Here is an 18,823-nt window from a genome sequence, read left to right on the forward strand (position 1 = left end):
GCCCGGTTACATTCCGAACCCGGAAGCTAAGCCTTACAGCGCCGATGGTACTGCAGGGGGGACCCTGTGGGAGAGTAGGACGCCGCCGAACAATTATTAAAAGGGTTGGACCCGGAACTTCTGTTCCGGGTCCAACCCTTTTTTGTTGACTGTCACTTGAAGTTCACGTTGCGCGCACAGCATCCAGACATGGGTACTGCTGCAATGCTCAGGGCTGCCGGTGTCGGACTCGGTGACGAGGTCATCGTGCCGGCCTTCGGCAACGTGGAGATCGCCGAGGCCGTGACCCTGGCCGGTGGGCTCCCGGTGTTCGCGGACATAGATCCTGCGACGTACTGTCTCGACCCCATAGCCGTCGAGGCCGTGGTGACTTCGCGTACCGCGGCCGTCGTCGCCGTGCATCGCTTCGGGCGGCCCGCCGAGGTCGCGCGGCTGCTCGAACTGGGGGAACGGCACGGTCTGCTGGTCCTTCAGGAGGGCGAGTCCGAGGCGCCGTACGACGAGACAGCGCAGCGTCGGCAGCGGGCCGGCTACCTGGACGGACGGCTGAAGGGCGTGCTCACACCGGAGAGCAGCGTGGGGCACACCTACCAGCAGTACGTCGTGCGTGTGCCGGGCAACGGGCGGCCCGACCGGGACGCCTTCGCACGGGCCATACGCGCGCGCGGAGTTGACTGCAGGGTGCCGGTGAAGACTCCTGTGCACCGGCTGCCCGAGTTCCGGCGGTGCGTGTCCCTGCCGGAGACCGAGCGGGCGGCGGACGAGACTCTGGCGCTGCCTGTGGACGCGGCGTTGACGAAGCGGGACATGCAGCGGATCGTCGCCGCCTGCAATGCGCTGGGAGGACTGCTTCAGTCGGCCCTCTGAACGAGTTTGGGAATTCGGGTCCGTTCGGGGTACGATCTATTCAGTTGCTGCGAGGGAAACCTCAAGAAGCGACCGGCCCCTATAGCTCAGTCGGTAGAGCGTCTCCATGGTAAGGAGAAGGTCAACGGTTCGATTCCGTTTGGGGGCTCCGAAGTAAAGGCCTCCGCCCATTCGGGCGGGGGCCTTTTGCTTTATCTCAGTACGTATCGGTTGCCCCAGTGCAACTGGGGCAACCCGCTTACGCGTTGTGCAGACCCGGGACGCGCATGGCCAGGATCGCCATGTCGTCGGACGGGGCGTCGGAGGCGAAGCGTTCCACGGCGCGCATGATGCGGGCGGCGACCGCGCCGGCCGTGAGGCCCGTACAGGTCGTCAGGACGTCGGCGAGGCCGTCGTCGCCCAACATGCGGGTGCCCTCGCGGCGTTCGGTGACGCCGTCCGTGACGCAGAGCAGGACGTCGCCCGGGTCGAGAGTGACGGTCTGCTCGTACAGCTCCAGGTCCTCCAGGACGCCCAGCAGCGGCTGGGGTTCGGCCGCGGCCTCCACACTGCCGTCCTGACGCAGACGCAGCGGGAGCGGGTGGCCGGCGCAGACCACCTTCAACTCGGCGCTGCCGTCGGGCTGGGGGCGCATCTCGCCGTACAGGAGGGTGAGGAAGCGGCTGCGGGCTCCCTCGTCCAGGATCGCGGAGTTGAGACGTTCGAGGACGGCGGGGCCGCTGAGGCCCTCGCGGGCCAGCAGGCGCAGCGCGTGCCGGGCGAGGCCCGTGACGGCCGCGGCGTTGGGGCCGGTGCCGCAGACGTCCCCGATGGCGAAGCCGTAGGCGCCGTCGCGGATGGGGAAAACGTCGTAGAAGTCGCCGCCCACCTCGTTGCCCTCGCCGGCCGCGCGGTAGATGACCTCGACCTCCACGCCTTCGATCTGGGGGAGTTCGGGCGGCAGGAGGCTGCGCTGGAGCGACTGGCTGATGGCCGTGCGCTCCGAGTAGAGGCGGGCGTTGTCGAGGGCGAGCGCGGCCCGGCGGCTCAGGTCCTCGGCCAGTTCCAGGATTTCCTGGCGGAAGTGTTCGTCGGTGGGCTTGCCGAGGGTCAGCATGCCGATGACGCGGTTGCGGGCGACCAGAGGCAGGACGACCGTCTCGCCGCCGACCGCGCCGGCCGTGGCGAGGGTGGGGCCGATACCGGAGCTGACGGTGGCGGGTTCGCCGCGGCCGAGGCTGCGCATGGAGGTGCGCAGGGCGGCCTGGTGGGCGACCTCGGCGGGGGCGGTCCAGACGCGGGCGCCGGGCGTGGGGACCGGGTCGGGCGGGGGCATCTTGGACAGCAACGACTTGATGCCGTCGATGAGTTCCTCGTCCTCGTGCAGGACGTACGAGAGATACGGCTCCGAGGCCTGGTCGGCGATGGTGTAGACGGCGCACCAGGTGGCCAGGGTCGGCACGGTCATCTGGGCCATCAGGGCCAGGGTCTGGTCGCGGTCCAGGGTGCCGGCGAGCAGGTCGGAGGCCTCGACGAGGAAGCTCAGGGAGCCTCGGCGCAGGCGTTCGAGCTCACCGAGTCGGGCCGACTCGACGGCGAGGGCGATGCGGTCGGCGGCGAACTGGAGGCGCAGGGCCTCCTCGTTGGAGTAGCGGCCGGGGGCTTCGGCGGCGACGCCGAGGGAGCCGGTGAGGCGGCCCTCGACCTTGAGGGGCACGGTGACGACCGAGCGCATGCCGGTGCCGCTCAGGAGGGGGACGGCGCCGGGGACCGCGGTGAGGTCGTCGTGGACGGCGGGCATCCGGGCGGAGCCGTAGCGGCCGGGGCCGGCCTCGACGGGGACCCGGGCGAAGCGCTGGCGGGCGGAGGGCAGTCCGGTGGAGGCGCGGACCTCCAGTTCCGTCTCGTCGTCGGTGGCGAGGAGGAGGAACGCGGAGTCGGCGTCGAGCATGTCGCGCGCCCGTTCGACGGTGCGCTGGAGGAGGCCGTCGAGGTCGTCCGGGGCGGGGGAGCCGATGAAGACCTCGAAGGGGTCGGAGTTCGGCCCGTCGCCCGAGGCGCCGGAGTCGCCGCCGGTGGCGCGCAACGGCGTCTGGAGCACGGCGCGTTCGTGGTCGCGCACGAGGAGGCAGACCGTGGAGGGGTCGCCGCCGGTGTCGCGGACGCGGAGGTGGGAGGCGTAGACGGGGACGACCCGGCCGGCCGCGTCACGGATGCCGTAACTGCCTTCCCAGCGGGAGAGTTGGAGGGCCTCGGCGACTCCGGTGCCGGTGCCGGGGGTGTGCGGCCAGGCGGCGAGGTCGGTGAGGGGCTTGCCGGTGACCTGGTCGCAGGTGTAGCCGAAGAGGTCCTCGGCATCCTCGTTCCAGGCGGTGATGGCGCCGTTGCGGTCGATCTGGACGACGGCGACGCGGACGCGGCCGTCGGCGAGCGGCAGCAGGGCGGCCGGGAGGGAGGGGCCGGCCGCGCGGGTGCCCACGGGCCGGGCGGGGAGTTCCAGCTGGAACCAGACCTGTTTGTGCGTGGGGGTGTATTCCACGCCCCAGCGGCCGGCGAGGGCCGCGCAGAGCTGGAGGCCGCGGCCGCCCTCGCGGTCGGGGCTGCCCATGGTGATCGCGGCGCCCTGGAGGGGGATCTCACGTTCGGGGTAGCGGTCGGCGACCTCGATGCGGACGCCGTCGTCCATGCGCAGGCAGAGCACGTCGGCGGAGGTGCCCGCGTGTACGACCGCGTTGGTCACGAGTTCGCTGGTCAGGACCACGGCGTCGTCGACGATGTCGGCGAAGCCCCAGCCCTGGAGGGTGTCGCGGACGAAGGAGCGGGCGGAGGCGACCGAACGGCCGACGGGCTCGAAGCTGGCAGCCGCGCGCGCGGTGATCACGGAACTCCTCGGCCGGTCGTCGGTGTGCTGGGCTGCCCGGTCCGCGGGGTCGTGGCGCGTCTGAGCGGGCAGCGCGCTGTCGGGCCGGGGTTCCGGGGGCTGTGCTCCCGGGATCAGTCCGGTGGTCATGTGTGCGGCCGCCCCTCCGATGCCCGCTCGTCTTCGTGCCACCGTCCAGGCCGGACGGACCGGCGCGGCTGGACAGCCGCATGCAAGGTTACTTACCTTCCCTGCCCGCGCGGATGCCGGTCGCCGGTGTTTTACGTCCGGAGGGTGTGCGCACGATGTACGAAGCTGCCGAACTGTTATGGCCTGGTCGGGTCGGGGTGAAACACTGGACGGGCTTTGTGTCGGAAGTATGGGCAGGCAGAGTGACTTCCCGGTTCCGCGGGCAGTGGTCCCTGATGGGCTCCTTCCCTGGCCGGTGACCTTGTGGGCACACGGCACGTGGTACCGAGTTCAACGGCAACTGAGCACGGCAGTGACGGTCGACCCCTGCGGGAGGGACACAGTGGAGTCTGGCGCAGCGACGCGGGAAGCAGCGCGGGGTGCGAAGCCGCGCGATCCGCGCAAGGGGCGCGGTGGGACCACGGTGGTGGACACCGCTGCCCTGAACCGGTTGCTGGCGGCTCTGACGGCGATGCGGGACGGCAACTTCCGCAGGCGGCTCACGGTGTCCGGGGACGGCGTGATGTCGGAGATCGCGGCGGTCTTCAACGAGGTCGCCGACCGCAATATGCATCTGACCGGTGAGCTGTCGCGGGTGCGGCGTGTGGTGGGGCGGGAGGGCAAGCTCACCGAGCGGCTGGAGGTGGGGGCGAGCGAGGGGTCGTGGGCGGCCGCGATCGACGCCTCGAACGCGCTGGTCGACGATCTCGTATGGCCGGTCTCCGAGGTGGGACGGGTGCTGTCGGCGGTGGCGGAGGGTGATCTGTCGCCGCGGATGGAGTTGCGTACGCAGGCGCCGGACGGGACCGGGCATCCGCTGCGCGGGGAGTTCCTGAAGGTCGGGCGGACGGTGAACAACCTGGTCGACCAGCTGTCGACGTTCACCGACGAGGTCACGCGGGTGGCCAGCGAGGTGGGCACCGAGGGCAAGCTGGGCGGGCAGGCGCAGGTGCGCGGCATGTCGGGTTCCTGGAAGGACCTGACGGAGTCGGTCAACACGATGGCGGACCGGCTGACCGCGCAGGTGAGGGACATCGCGCTGGTGACGACGGCAGTCGCCAAGGGTGACCTGTCACGCAAGGTGACCGTGCATGTGGCCGGCGAGATGCTGGAGCTGAAGGAGACCGTCAACACGATGGTCGACCGGCTCTCGGCGTTCTCGTCCGAGGTGACCCGGGTGGCCCGTGAGGTCGGCACGGACGGCATTCTGGGCGCTCAGGCCCAGGTGCCCGGTGTGGACGGGGTGTGGAAGGAACTCACCGACTCGGTGAACACCATGGCCGGCAATCTGACGGCCCAGGTGCGGGGGATCGCCGAGGTGACGACGGCGGTCGCCAACGGTGATCTGTCGCGGAAGGTGACCGTCCCGGCGCGGGGCGAGGTCGCCCAGCTCGCCGAGACGATCAACCAGATGACCGAGACGCTGCGGATCTTCGCGGACGAGGTCACGCGCGTGGCCAACGAGGTCGGTTCGGAGGGGCGGCTGGGCGGCCAGGCGAACGTGCCGGGGGCCGCGGGCACGTGGAAGGACCTGACGGACTCGGTCAACACGGTGTTCCGGAACCTGACGACGCAGGTGCGGGACATCGCCGCGGTGACGACGGCGGTCGCCAACGGTGATCTGTCGCAGAAGGTCACGGTGGACGTGGCCGGCGAGATGCTGGAGCTGAAGAACACCGTCAACGGCATGGTGGACCAGCTGTCGGCGTTCGGTTCCGAGGTGACCCGGGTCGCGCGGGAGATCGGCGACGAGGGCGAGCTCGGCGGTCAGGCGCAGGTGCCGGGCGCGGCGGGGACGTGGAAGGACCTCACCGACAGCGTCAACACGGCGTTCCGCAACCTCACCGGACAGGTGAGGAACATCGCGCAGGTGACGACGGCGGTGGCCAACGGTGATCTGTCGCAGAAGGTCACGGTCGACGTGGCCGGCGAGATGCTCCAGCTGAAGAACACCGTGAACACGATGGTGGACCAGCTGTCCTCCTTCGCCGACCAGGTCACGCGGATCGGCCGGGAGGTCGGTACGGAGGGCAGGCTCGGCGGGCAGGCACGGGTCGACGGCGTGTCGGGCACCTGGAAGGAGCTGACCGACTCGGTCAACTCCATCACCGGCAACCTGACCGCTCAGGTGCGGCAGATCGCCCAGGTGACGACCGCGGTGGCGCGGGGTGATCTGTCGCAGAAGATCACCGTCGACGCGCGCGGCGAGATCCTGGAGCTGAAGAACACGATCAACACGATGGTCGACCAGCTCTCGGCCTTCGCCGACCAGGTGACCCGGGTGGCCCGTGACGTGGGTACCGAGGGCCGGCTGGGCGGTCAGGCGCAGGTGCCGGGCGTGGCCGGGGTGTGGCGCGATCTGACCGACTCGGTGAACGGCATGGCCGGGAACCTGACGGCCCAGGTGCGGCAGATCGCCCAGGTCGCGACGGCGGTGGCGCGGGGTGATCTGTCGCAGAAGATCACCGTCGACGCGCGCGGCGAGATCCTGGAGCTGAAGAACACCCTGAACACCATGGTCGACCAGCTGTCCTCCTTCGCGGAGGAGGTCACCAGGGTGGCCCGTGAGGTGGGTACCGAAGGCATGCTGGGCGGTCAGGCCGAGGTGCAGGGCGTGTCCGGCACCTGGAAGGACCTGACCCAGTCGGTGAACTTCATGGCGAACAACCTCACCGTGCAGGTGCGCAGCATCGCCGACGTCACGACCGCAGTGGCCAAGGGCGACCTGTCGAAGAAGATCACTGTCGACGCCAAGGGCGAGATCCTTCAGCTCGTCACGACGGTCAACACCATGGTCGACCAGCTGTCCAGCTTCGCCGAGCAGGTGACCCGGGTGGCCCGTGAGGTGGGCACCGAGGGCATCCTGGGCGGTCAGGCGCATGTGCAGGGCGTCACGGGCATCTGGAAGGACCTGAGCGACAACGTCAACCTGATGGCCAAGAACCTGACCATGCAGGTGCGCAACATCTCCCAGGTCGCGGCGGCGGTCGCCAACGGTGACCTGACCCGTACGGTGACGATCGAGGCGCGCGGCGAGGTCGCGCAGCTCGCGGACACCTTCAACACGATGGTGAAGACGCTGAGTTCGTTCGCCGACCAGGTCACCAAGGTGGCCCGTGAGGTGGGCACGGACGGCATCCTGGGCGGTCAGGCGCATGTGCCGGGTGTGGCGGGCACCTGGAAGGACCTCACCGAGTCGGTGAACCAGATGGCGTCCAACCTGACCGGTCAGGTGCGCAACATCGCGATGGTCACGACGGCCATCGCGAAGGGCGACCTGACCAAGAAGATCGACATCGACGCCCGCGGCGAGATCCTCGAGCTCAAGACGACCATCAACACCATGGTCGACCAGCTGTCCAGCTTCGCCGAGGAGGTCACCCGGGTCGCCCGTGAGGTGGGCACGGAGGGGCAGCTCGGCGGGCAGGCACGCGTGCGTGACGTGGACGGCACCTGGCGGGACCTGACGGAGTCCGTGAACGAGATGGCCGGGAACCTGACCCGGCAGGTGCGTGCCATCGCGCGCGTGGCGACCGCGGTGACCCGCGGCGACCTGAACCTGAAGATCGACGTGGACGCGTCCGGGGAGATCCAGGAACTCCAGGACTACATCAACAAGATGATCGCCAACCTGCGCGACACCACGATCGCGAACAAGGAGCAGGACTGGCTCAAGGGCAATCTCGCCCGTATCTCCGCCCTGATGCAGGGCCGCCGGGACCTGGACGACGTCGCCTCGCTGATCATGAGCGAGCTGACGCCGGTGGTCTCCGCGCAGCACGGGGCGTTCTTCCTGGCGATGCCGCTGATCGACGAGCAGGATCTGGCCGCCGAGAGCGAGGATCAGTACGAGCTGCGGATGCTCGGCAGCTACGGCTACTCGATGGGCTCGATGCCGACCTCGTTCCGGCCCGGTGAGGCCCTGGTGGGCACCGCGGCCCTGGAGCGGCGCACGATCCTGGTGGACCACGCGCCCAGCGGCTATCTGAAGATCTCCTCCGGGCTCGGTGAGGCCCCGCCCGCGCAGGTGATCGTGCTGCCGGTGCTGTTCGAGGCGAAGATCCTCGGTGTGATCGAACTGGCGTCGTTCACGCCGTTCACGCAGATCCAGAAGGACTTCCTGAACCAGATCGCCGAGATGATCGCGACCAGCGTCAACACCATCTCCGTCAACACCAAGACCGAGGTGCTGCTGAAGCAGTCGCAGGAGCTGACCGAGCAACTCCAGGAGCGCTCGGCCGAGTTGGAGAACCGGCAGAAGGCGCTCCAGGCGTCCAACGCGGAGCTGGAGGAGAAGGCGGAGCTGCTCGCCCGGCAGAACCGCGACATCGAGGTGAAGAACACCGAGATCGAGGAGGCGCGGCAGGTCCTGGAGGAGCGCGCCGAGCAACTGGCCGTCTCCATGCGTTACAAGAGCGAGTTCCTGGCCAACATGTCGCACGAGTTGCGTACGCCGCTGAACTCGCTGCTGATTCTGGCCAAACTGCTCGCCGACAACGCCGAGGGCAATCTCACCCCGAAGCAGGTCGAGTTCGCCGAGACGATCCACGGTGCCGGTTCCGACCTGCTCCAGCTGATCAACGACATCCTCGACCTGTCGAAGGTCGAGGCGGGCAAGATGGACGTCTCCCCGACGCGGATCGCGCTCGTCCAGCTCGTCGACTACGTGGAGGCGACCTTCCGGCCGCTGACCGCGGAGAAGGGCCTCGACCTGTCGGTGCGGATCTCGCCGGAGCTGCCGGCCACGCTGCACACCGACGAGCAGCGGCTGCTGCAGGTGCTGCGCAACCTGCTGTCGAACGCGGTGAAATTCACCGACTCCGGTTCGGTCGAACTGGTCATCCGGCCGGCCGGCGGTGATGTGCCGGTGGCGATCAGGGAGCAGCTGCTGGAGACGGGCTCGCTGACCGGCCCGGCCGCGCCGCTGATCGCGTTCTCGGTGACGGACACCGGCATCGGCATCGCGGCGAGCAAGATGCGGGTGATCTTCGAGGCGTTCAAGCAGGCGGACGGCACCACCAGCCGCAAGTACGGCGGCACCGGCCTTGGACTGTCCATCTCGCGGGAGATCGCGCAGCTGCTCGGCGGCGAGATCCACGCGCAGAGCGAGCCGGGCCGCGGCTCTACTTTCACCCTGTACCTGCCGCTGCACCCCGGCGAGCTGCCTCCGCACGGCTACAACCAGCCCGCGCTGCCCGCCGGGGAGTCCGGCGCGGTCGAGGCGGAGCTGCTGCTGTCCGAGCCGCCGATCGAGACGCCGGCGGAGGTGAAGTCGTACATCGAGACGCAGAACGGCGCCGCCGCGCTGTTCCGGCGCCGCCGACGGGCCGCGGCCGTGGACGGGCTCGGCGAGCGGGTGGTGGAGCGGTGGACGTCCGGTGAGCAGGAGACCGCGCCGCAGCCGCGCGGCGGCATCCGGTTCGCCGGCGAGAAGGTGCTGATCGTCGACGACGACATCCGCAACGTCTTCGCGCTGACGAGCGTCCTGGAGCAGCACGGCCTGTCGGTGCTGTACGCGGAGAACGGCCGGGAGGGCATCGAGGTCCTGGAGCAGCACGACGACGTGGCGGTGGTGCTGATGGACATCATGATGCCGGAGATGGACGGCTACGCGACGACGTCGGCGATCCGCAGGATGCCGCAGTTCGCCGGGCTGCCGATCGTGGCGCTGACCGCGAAGGCGATGAAGGGCGACCGGGAGAAGGCGATCGAGTCGGGCGCCTCGGACTACGTGACCAAGCCGGTCGACCCCGACCATCTGCTGTCGGTGATGGAGCAGTGGATGCGAGGCGAGTGAAGACCCGCAGGTGAGGGCGGGGATGGGGACGGGTCGTGGGAACGTTGTGTGTTCACGCGGAGTTGCCGGTCGAGTGTGGCCGACGCCGTGTAGAAGTACGGGAATCGGGGAACCTTCTGGTCTCACACCGCGTTTCCGCTATGTGCACAGTGACATCGCGGTGACAGGGTGTGGCGACGAGCGGGGTGCGGCTACCATGACCGGCACGAGGACGGGCGGCGAAAGGGAGTCGTCCCCTGGGGCGGCATCCGCGGATGTCACCCCGAGTCCTGAGGACAGGGGAGGCCCCAAGCCGGGGCGAGGAGGGCGGGCCATGGTGCAGAAGGCCAAGATCCTCCTGGTCGATGACCGGCCGGAGAATCTGCTGGCGCTGGAGGCGATCCTCTCGGCGCTCGATCAGACGCTGGTTCGGGCATCGTCCGGGGAGGAAGCACTCAAAGCGCTGCTCACGGACGACTTCGCGGTCATTCTGCTGGATGTCCAGATGCCGGGTATGGACGGTTTCGAGACGGCCGCACACATCAAGCGCCGCGAGCGCACGCGAGACATCCCGATCATCTTCCTCACGGCGATCAACCACGGCCCGCACCACACGTTCCGCGGGTACGCGGCGGGGGCGGTCGACTACATCTCCAAGCCGTTCGACCCGTGGGTGCTGCGGGCGAAGGTCTCGGTCTTCGTCGAGCTGTACATGAAGAACTGCCAGCTGCGTGAGCAGGCGGCGCTGCTGCGGCTCCAGTTGGAGGGCGGCAACAAGGGCGGTTCGGTCGGCCCCGGCAAGGAGTCGGCCGGTCTGCTGGCCGAGCTGTCGGCGCGCCTCGCGGCCGTCGAGGAGCAGGCCGAGGCGCTGTCCAAGCAGCTCGACGACGACTCCGCGGACGCCGCCGCGGTGGCGACGGCCGCGCATCTGGAGCGCAAACTCACCGGACTGCGGCGGGCGCTGGACGCCCTCGAGCCCGGCACCGGCGGACCGCCCGTGCTGCCCTCGCAGAACTGACGCCCGACGGGGCCCTCCTGGCCCGGCGTCAGTTTCGCGTGTCCACAGGGGCGACACGAACGGGTGAAGCAGCGGGCACACGTGTCCGCCGTCGCCTCCACAGGTAACCTCACACCTATGGCCTCACGTCCCTCCGCAGCCAAGAAGCAGCCCGCCAGGAAGGCGGCCGCTCCCGCGAAGGCTCCGGCGAAGAAGGCCGCCGCGAAAAAGGCTCCCGCCAAGAAGGCACCCGCCAAGAAGGCCGCGGCCAAGAAGGCGGCACCCCCGCCGGCCCCCAGCCCGACGGGGGGCATCTACCGGCTGGTGCGGGCGATCTGGCTCGGCCTGGCGCACGCGGTGGGTGCCGTGTTCCGCGGCATAGGGCAGGGCGCCAAGAACCTCGACCCGGCCCACCGCAAGGACGGTGTCGCCCTCCTGCTCCTCGGCCTCGCGCTGATCGTGGCCGCGGGGACCTGGTCGAACCTCCGCGGGCCCGTCGGCGACCTGGTCGAGATGCTGGTGACCGGCGCCTTCGGGCGGCTGGACCTGCTGGTGCCGATCCTGCTCGCGGTGATCGCCGTCCGCTTCATCCGGCACCCGGAGCAGCCGGACGCCAACGGGCGGATCGTCATCGGCCTGTCCGCGCTGGTGATCGGCGTGCTCGGGCAGGTGCACATCGCGTGCGGCTCGCCGGCCCGCGAGGACGGCATGCAGGCGATAAGGGACGCCGGCGGTCTGATCGGCTGGGCGGCGGCCACCCCGCTGACGTTCACCATGACCGAGGTGCTCGCCGTACCGCTGCTGGTGCTGCTGACCGTCTTCGGGCTGCTGGTGGTCACCGCCACACCGGTCAACGCCATTCCGCAGCGGCTGCGTCAGCTGGGCGTACGGCTGGGCGTGATGCACGACCCGGAGCGCGAGGAGTTCACCGAGGACGAGGAGCGCTACGACGACCAGTGGCGCGACGCGCTGCCCGCGCGCCCCCGCAGGCGTGGCTCCGCGCCCGAGGCGTACGACCCGGAGACCGCCGAGGAGGACGCGCTCTCCCGGCGCCGTGGCCGCCCCCGGCGCTCCGCCGCGTCGCAGCACGGGGCGGACCGGCGGATGGACGCCGTGGACTTCGCCGCGGCCGCCGCCGCGGATCTGGACGGGGCCGTGCTGCACGGCATGCCGCCCTCGCCGATCGTCGCCGACCTCACCCAGGGCGTCAGCGTGTCCGACCGCGAGGACACCATGCCGACGCCCGTGCCGGCCCCGGCGGGACGGGCCAGGCAGGACAGGTCCCGACAGGAGAAGCCCCGTCAGGAGAAGTCCCGGGCGGGGGTGGTGCCCGACCTCACCAAGGCGCCGCCGGAGGAGACGCGGGATCTGCCGCCGCGCGCCGAGCAGCTCCAGCTCTCCGGGGACATCACCTATTCGCTGCCCTCGCTGGACCTCCTCACCCGCGGCGGCCCCGGCAAGGCGCGCAGCGCCGCGAACGACGCCGTGGTCGCCTCGCTGACCAACGTCTTCTCCGAGTTCAAGGTCGACGCCGCCGTCACCGGCTTCACCCGCGGCCCGACGGTCACCCGCTACGAGGTCGAGCTGGGCCCGGCCGTGAAGGTCGAGCGGATCACCGCGCTGACCAAGAACATCGCGTACGCCGTCGCCAGCCCGGACGTGCGGATCATCAGCCCGATCCCCGGCAAGTCGGCGGTCGGCATCGAGATCCCCAACACCGACCGGGAGATGGTGAACCTCGGCGACGTGCTGCGGCTCGCGGAGTCCGCCGAGGACGACGACCCGATGCTGGTCGCGTTCGGCAAGGACGTCGAGGGCGGCTACGTCATGCACTCGCTGGCGAAGATGCCGCACATGCTGGTCGCCGGCGCCACCGGCTCCGGCAAGTCCTCCTGCATCAACTGTCTGATCACCTCGGTCATGATCCGGGCGACCCCCGAGGACGTCCGCATGATCCTGGTCGACCCCAAGCGGGTCGAGCTGACCGCCTACGAGGGCATCCCGCATCTGATCACGCCGATCATCACCAACCCCAAGCGGGCCGCCGAGGCGCTCCAGTGGGTCGTGCGGGAGATGGACCTCAGGTACGACGACCTGGCGGCTTACGGGTACCGGCACATCGACGACTTCAACAAGGCCGTGCGCGAAGGCTCGGTGAAGCCGCCGGAGGGCAGCGGGCGCGAGCTCCAGGCGTACCCGTACCTGCTGGTGATCGTGGACGAGCTGGCCGACCTGATGATGGTGGCACCCAGGGACGTCGAGGACTCGATCGTGCGCATCACGCAGCTCGCGCGCGCGGCCGGCATCCATCTGGTGCTGGCGACGCAGCGGCCCTCGGTCGACGTCGTCACGGGTCTGATCAAGGCGAACGTGCCCTCGCGGCTGGCGTTCGCCACCTCCTCGCTCGCCGACAGCCGCGTCATCCTCGACCAGCCGGGCGCCGAGAAGCTGATCGGCAAGGGCGACGGCCTGTTCCTGCCGATGGGGGCCAACAAGCCCACCCGTATGCAGGGCGCGTTCGTCACCGAGGCCGAGGTCGCGGCGGTCGTGCAGCACTGCAAGGACCAGATGGCGCCGGTCTTCCGCGACGACGTCACCGTGGGCACCAAGCAGAAGAAGGAGATCGACGAGGACATCGGCGACGACCTCGACCTGCTGTGCCAGGCGGCGGAGCTGGTGGTGTCGACGCAGTTCGGGTCGACGTCCATGCTCCAGCGCAAGCTGCGGGTCGGCTTCGCCAAGGCCGGGCGGCTGATGGACCTCATGGAGTCGCGGAACATCGTCGGGCCGAGCGAGGGCTCCAAGGCCCGTGACGTTCTCGTGAAGCCGGACGAGCTGGACGGTGTGCTCGCGGTGATTCGCGGGGAGTCCGACGGGTAGCGGAACAGGGACCGCGCGAGCCGCTCCGCGACCTGCCGGTTGTCCGATCGTGACTCACCCGTAAGGGATCATTGAGCAACCGTTTCCCTGTGGCGTACGTCAAGTTGAGGGAAGCGACAAAGAGGTACCCCACCATCGGCTTGACCGGCCATTCCGATGGCGTACAGATTTCCTCCGCCCGGTTGCCCCACCCCATTTGCACCCCCCTAGACTGAACCTCCAGCGCAGGCGGCTACACGCTCGAAAGGCGCCCCCGTGTCCATCGGCAACTCCCCTGAAGACGAGCGTCCGTTCGAAGACGTTTCCGAGGAAGCCCGCCCCTCCATCGGCCGTGCGCTGCGCGACGCGCGTGTCGCGGCCGGGATGACTGTCGACGACGTCAGTACCGCCACCCGGGTCCGGATCGCCATCGTGCAGGCGATCGAGGCTGACGACTTCGCACCCTGTGGCGGCGACGTGTACGCCCGCGGCCACCTCAAGACGCTGGCCCGGGCCGTCCGTCTCGATCCGGCGCCCCTGCTCGCCCAGTACGACGACGAGCACGGCGGCCGTCCGGCGCCCACCCCTGCCGCACCCCTGTTCGAGGCGGAGCGGATCCGCCCCGAGCGCCGCGGTCCGAACTGGACCGCGGCGATGGTCGCCGCGATCGTCGCGGTGGTTGGCTTCGTCGGGTTCACCGTGGTCAAGGGTGACTCCGACAACGGCGCGAAGAACGAGGTGGCCGGCGGCCCCTCGCCCACCACCAAGAAGACCGCCTCGCCCTCCGCGGGCGGCAAGAAGCCTGCCACCCCCAAGCCGGACCCCACCGAGAGCGCCATCGCGGCCGCGCCCCAGGACAAGGTCACCGTCCAGGTCAGCGCCACGGACGGGCGCAGCTGGGTCGCGGCCAAGGACCACAACGGCCGGCTGCTGTTCGACGGCCTGCTCAAGCAGGGGCAGTCCAAGACCTTCCAGGACAGCTCCAAGATCAACCTGGTCCTCGGAGACGCCGGGGCCATCCAGCTCTACGTCAACGGCAAGAAGATCGACGACGACTTCCAGCCCGGCGCTGTGGAGCGTCTGACCTACACCAAGGGCGACCCTCAGGTCGGCTGAGGCGGGGCCTTCGGGCCCACAGCATGCGCATTCGGACGGGGTTGGCCAAGATCGGCCAACCCCGTCGACGTGGGGTGTCGGTGGGACGAAGTAGTCTTGAGCCCATGCCTGAACGCCGTACCGTCGCACTCGTCACACTTGGCTGCGCCCGTAACGAGGTGGACTCGGAGGAGCTCGCAGGCCGCTTGGAGGCGGACGGCTGGCACCTCGTGGAGGACGCCGCGGAAGCGGACGTCGCCGTGGTCAACACCTGCGGTTTCGTCGACGCCGCCAAGAAGGACTCCGTCGACGCCCTGCTGGAGGCCAACGACCTCAAGGGGCACGGCCGCACCCAGGCCGTCGTCGCGGTCGGCTGCATGGCCGAGCGGTACGGCAAGGAACTCGCCGAGGCGCTCCCCGAGGCCGACGGCGTGCTCGGCTTCGACGACTACTCCGACATCTCCGACCGCCTCCAGACCATCCTGTCCGGCGGCATCCACGCCGCCCACACCCCGCGCGACCGGCGCAAGCTGCTGCCGATCAGCCCGGCCGAGCGTCAGGATTCGGCCGCCGAGGTCGCCCTGCCCGGGCACGGCCCCACCGACCTCCCGGACGGTCTCGCGCCCGCCTCCGGCCCCCGCGCGCCTCTGCGCCGCCGGCTGGACGGCGCCCCGGTCGCCTCGGTGAAGCTGGCCTCCGGCTGCGACCGGCGCTGCACCTTCTGCGCCATCCCGTCCTTCCGCGGCTCCTTCATCTCCCGCCGCCCCTCGGACGTCCTGAACGAGACGCGCTGGCTGGCCGAGCAGGGCGTCAAGGAGATCATGCTGGTCTCCGAGAACAACACCTCGTACGGCAAGGACCTGGGCGACATCCGTCTGCTGGAGTCGCTGCTGCCCGAGCTCGCCGAGGTCGACGGCATCGAGCGGGTGCGGGTGAGCTACCTCCAGCCCGCCGAGATGCGCCCCGGCCTCATCGACGTCCTCACCGGCACCCCGAAGATCGCGCCGTACTTCGACCTGTCCTTCCAGCACTCCGCGCCCGACGTGCTGCGCGCGATGCGCCGCTTCGGCGACACCGACCGCTTCCTGGAGCTGCTCGACACGATCCGCGGCAAGGCGCCGCAGGCGGGTGTGCGCTCGAACTTCATCGTGGGCTTCCCCGGTGAGACCGAGGCCGACCTGGCCGAGCTGGAGCGCTTCCTGACCGGGGCGAGACTCGACGCCATCGGCGTCTTCGGGTACTCCGACGAGGAGGGCACCGAGGCCGCCACCTACGGCAACAAGCTCGACGAGGACGTCGTCGCCGAGCGCCTCGCGCACATCTCGCGGCTCGCCGAGGAGCTCGTCTCCCAGCGCGCCGAGGAGCGGCTGGGCGAAACCGTGCGCGTGCTCGTGGAGTCCGTGGACGAGGAGGAGGGCGTCTTCGGCCGCGCGGCCCACCAGGCGCCCGAGACGGACGGCCAGGTGCTGCTCACGAGCGGCGAGGGCCTGAGCGTCGGCCGTATGGTCGAGGCGAAGGTGGTCGGCACGGAGGGTGTCGACCTGGTGGCCGAGCCGCTGGCGGGCTCGCACGCGTGTAGCGAGGAGGCGGGCAGATGACCGGAGTACCGGCATCCGCCGCGGGCGGCCCCGCCAAGGCGGGCTCCTCCGCGAGCGGTGTGTCCCCGGCCGGCGCGTCGGCCCTGAGCCGGTCCAAGAGCCAGCCGGTCAGGCCCGGCACCGCCGCCGCCGCTCCGGCCGGCGACGGTGGCTCCCCGGAGGCCGGCGACGGCACCGCGCGGACCCCGCGCGGCGGCAAGCTGGCGGCCGCGGCCGTCAACCAGGCGAGCGTCTGGAACATCGCCAACCTGCTGACCATGCTCCGGCTGGTCCTGGTGCCGGCCTTCGTCGCGCTGATGCTGGCCGACGGAGGATACGACCCCGCCTGGCGCTCGTTCGCCTGGGCGGCCTTCGCCATCGCCATGATCACCGACCTGTTCGACGGGCATCTGGCGCGCACCTACAACCTGGTCACCGACTTCGGGAAGATCGCCGATCCCATCGCCGACAAGGCGATCATGGGCGCGGCGCTGATCTGTCTCTCCTACCTCGGCGACCTGCCGTGGTGGGTGACCGCGGTGATCCTCGGCCGGGAACTCGGGATCACGCTGATGCGTTTCCTGGTCATCCGGTACGGCGTCATCCCCGCCAGCCGCGGGGGCAAGCTCAAGACCCTCACCCAGGGCGTGGCCGTCGGGATGTACATCCTGGCTCTGACGGGATGGCTGGCCACCCTGAGGTGGTGGGTGATGGCCGCGGCCGTCGTGCTGACGGTCGTGACCGGGCTGGACTACGTAAGACAGGCCATTGTCCTGCGCCGACAGGGAATGGCCGAGCGCGAGCGGGCGTCGGAGGAGACGGAAGCGTGAGTTCCACCGCCGCCGATGTGGTGCGACTACTGACGGTGAAGGGCGAGACGCTCGCCGTCGCCGAGTCGCTCACCGGCGGAATGGTGGCCTCCGCGCTGACCGCGGTCCCCGGGGCGTCCAAGGCCTTCCGGGGCTCCGTCACGGCGTACGCCACGGCTCTGAAGCATGAGCTGCTCGGGGTCGACGCCACCCTGCTGGAGGAGCGCGGCGCGGTCGATCCGCAGGTCGCGGCTCAGATGGCGGCCGGTGTGCGCAGGGCACTGGGTGCCGACTGGGGCATCGCGACGACCGGTGTGGCCGGTCCCGACCCCCAGGACGGCCGGCCCGTGGGGACGGTCTTCATCGCCGTCGACGGCCCCCTGGGGGCGGATTCCGTTTCCGCCGGTGGCGGAAAAGTGGAGGCGCTGCGGTTGAACGGCGACCGTGCGGAAATTCGTATGGAGAGTGTACGGAGCGTGCTCGGCCTGCTTCTGCGGGAGCTCGCGGGCGAACAGACCGGGAATGAGCGGGCACAGGATACGGAACAGAACGGGGGGTTTTGATGTTTGCAGCCCTGAGTGAACACGACATCGCTCCCCGCACGGCCGCGGCGCGAGGCGGTACGGTGGGGCGTGAAGGATGCGGCTACGCGGTCCGAGGAGGGAGCCACCGATGATTCTGCTCCGTCGCCTGCTGGGTGACGTGCTGCGTCGGCAGCGCCAGCGCCAGGGCCGTACTCTGCGCGAAGTCTCCTCGTCCGCCCGAGTCTCACTCGGCTATCTCTCCGAGGTGGAGCGGGGGCAGAAGGAGGCTTCCTCCGAACTGCTCTCCGCCATCTGCGACGCGCTGGACGTACGGATGTCCGAGCTCATGCGGGAAGTGAGCGACGAGCTCGCCCTCGCCGAGCTGGCCCAGTCCGCAGCGGCCACCCCCAGCGAACCCGTGCCCACGCCGGTGCGACCCATGCTGGGTTCCGTTTCGGTGACCGGTGTGCCACCGGAACGGGTGACGATCAAGGCGCCCGCCGAAGCGGTGGACGTCGTCGCCGCCTGACGGTCGTGCGCATGAGCGCGTGATTCGACGCGACGCGTTGTGTGAGGCCCTGGCCAGGGCTTCTCCGGGTAACCGGGGAGGTCGGCCGGGGCCTTTCGCGTGGGTGCGGCCGTGTGGAACGTGCCACAAAACAACCCGCTTGCCTCCGTTTGCCGCTGTCGGGCGGTGCGGTCATGGTGGAGAGGCATGTCCCGCCGCGGCCCGCGGAGATCCGCCCGTACGCCGTGCGGGACATCCTGCATCCGTGTGCCCGGGGTGCGCCCTGGTGACGGAAGTGAGGCGTACTTAGCGTCGTTCGTCGGGCGACGGTCCGCTGAGGCGGTGGCCGACGGGATCGGGCTGGAGGTGGCGCCATGGTGGGGCGGATAGCACGCTGGGGGGCCGGTCTGGGGTTCGGTGCGCTGTGGTGGTGGGCCGTGGTGCGGCTCGCGGTCACGCCGGACGCCGGCGTGCTGGAGGGTGCCGTGGCGGCCGGGGGCTGGGGGCTGAGCCTGCTGCCGGTGCACTGTGTCCCGAAGGGGCGCGCGGCGGGGGCGCTCGCCACGGGGCGCTGGGTGCGGGCCTGGCGGGTGGGCGACAGGGGGCTGGGGAGCGGTCTCGGGGGTCCGGGAGGGGGACGCCGGGGCTGATGGTCGGCGCTCGGCGGCCGTGCCGATTGGAAGGCTGCTCGACGGTCGGTCGAGCGTGGGTCGGGATGGGCGGGGGTTCTCGGCAGGGGCGGGGCGGGGTGGAGGGGCCGATGGGGGCAGCGGGCGCAGGCCG

At 70.2% G+C, this 18,823-nt stretch carries 11 protein-coding genes, 1 tRNA gene and 1 rRNA gene; 12 read left to right on the forward strand and 1 reads right to left on the reverse strand.

The window, feature by feature from the left end:
- The 3 genes from rrf to ACZ6SQ_RS33450 form a co-directional block, all read left to right on the forward strand.
- A 5S ribosomal RNA gene (gene rrf, locus ACZ6SQ_RS33440) occupies positions 1-91 on the forward strand; the annotation flags it as partial.
- A 113-nt stretch (positions 92-204) separates the two neighbouring features.
- Positions 205-867, forward strand: a complete 663-nt coding sequence (locus ACZ6SQ_RS33445; RefSeq protein WP_469568918.1) for a DegT/DnrJ/EryC1/StrS family aminotransferase — start codon at positions 205-207, stop codon at positions 865-867.
- 75 nt (positions 868-942) lie between these two features.
- A tRNA-Thr gene (locus ACZ6SQ_RS33450) sits at positions 943-1,015 on the forward strand.
- Between the two features lie 90 nt (positions 1,016-1,105).
- Here the strand turns inward: ACZ6SQ_RS33450 and ACZ6SQ_RS33455 are convergent.
- A complete protein-coding gene (locus ACZ6SQ_RS33455; protein WP_469568805.1) occupies positions 1,106-3,856 on the reverse strand; it encodes a SpoIIE family protein phosphatase in 2,751 nt (916 codons plus the stop codon).
- A gap of 466 nt (positions 3,857-4,322) precedes the next feature.
- Here ACZ6SQ_RS33455 and ACZ6SQ_RS33460 point away from each other — a divergent pair, with 466 nt between their 5' ends.
- From ACZ6SQ_RS33460 to ACZ6SQ_RS33500, 9 genes are all read left to right on the forward strand, one after another.
- Positions 4,323-9,692 carry a HAMP domain-containing protein gene (locus tag ACZ6SQ_RS33460; RefSeq protein ID WP_469568921.1) on the forward strand — a complete coding sequence of 1,790 codons (5,370 nt, stop codon included), beginning with the start codon at positions 4,323-4,325 and terminating at the stop codon, positions 9,690-9,692.
- Positions 9,693-10,005: 313 nt separating this feature from the next.
- Positions 10,006-10,689 carry a response regulator gene (locus tag ACZ6SQ_RS33465; RefSeq protein ID WP_386386142.1) on the forward strand — a complete coding sequence of 228 codons (684 nt, stop codon included), beginning with the start codon at positions 10,006-10,008 and terminating at the stop codon, positions 10,687-10,689.
- A gap of 117 nt (positions 10,690-10,806) precedes the next feature.
- On the forward strand, positions 10,807-13,548 hold the full coding sequence (locus ACZ6SQ_RS33470; protein ID WP_469568807.1) for a DNA translocase FtsK: 2,742 nt from the start codon (positions 10,807-10,809) through the stop codon (positions 13,546-13,548).
- Between the two features lie 255 nt (positions 13,549-13,803).
- Positions 13,804-14,643 (forward strand): helix-turn-helix domain-containing protein, encoded by an 840-nt coding sequence (locus tag ACZ6SQ_RS33475; RefSeq protein WP_469568809.1) that lies wholly within the window; start codon positions 13,804-13,806, stop codon positions 14,641-14,643.
- 104 nt (positions 14,644-14,747) lie between these two features.
- Positions 14,748-16,220, forward strand: coding sequence for a 30S ribosomal protein S12 methylthiotransferase RimO (gene rimO, locus ACZ6SQ_RS33480; protein ID WP_469568811.1), 1,473 nt, complete (start codon positions 14,748-14,750; stop codon positions 16,218-16,220).
- A complete protein-coding gene (gene pgsA / locus ACZ6SQ_RS33485) occupies positions 16,217-17,029 on the forward strand; it encodes a CDP-diacylglycerol--glycerol-3-phosphate 3-phosphatidyltransferase (RefSeq protein ID WP_469568813.1) in 813 nt (270 codons plus the stop codon). The genes rimO and pgsA overlap by 4 nt, the downstream gene beginning before the upstream one ends.
- Positions 17,026-17,571 carry a CinA family protein gene (locus ACZ6SQ_RS33490; RefSeq protein WP_469568815.1) on the forward strand — a complete coding sequence of 182 codons (546 nt, stop codon included), beginning with the start codon at positions 17,026-17,028 and terminating at the stop codon, positions 17,569-17,571. Before pgsA ends, ACZ6SQ_RS33490 begins: the two co-directional genes overlap by 4 nt.
- 109 nt (positions 17,572-17,680) lie before the next feature.
- The gene (locus tag ACZ6SQ_RS33495; RefSeq protein ID WP_003993396.1) at positions 17,681-18,061 is read left to right on the forward strand and encodes a helix-turn-helix domain-containing protein; all 381 of its coding nucleotides are present in this window, start codon (positions 17,681-17,683) and stop codon (positions 18,059-18,061) included.
- 353 nt (positions 18,062-18,414) lie between these two features.
- The gene (locus ACZ6SQ_RS33500; RefSeq protein ID WP_469568819.1) at positions 18,415-18,690 is read left to right on the forward strand and encodes a hypothetical protein; all 276 of its coding nucleotides are present in this window, start codon (positions 18,415-18,417) and stop codon (positions 18,688-18,690) included.
- The last annotated feature ends 133 nt before the right edge of the window (positions 18,691-18,823 follow it).

It is taken from the genome of Streptomyces sp. NPDC048600 (assembly GCF_055587025.1).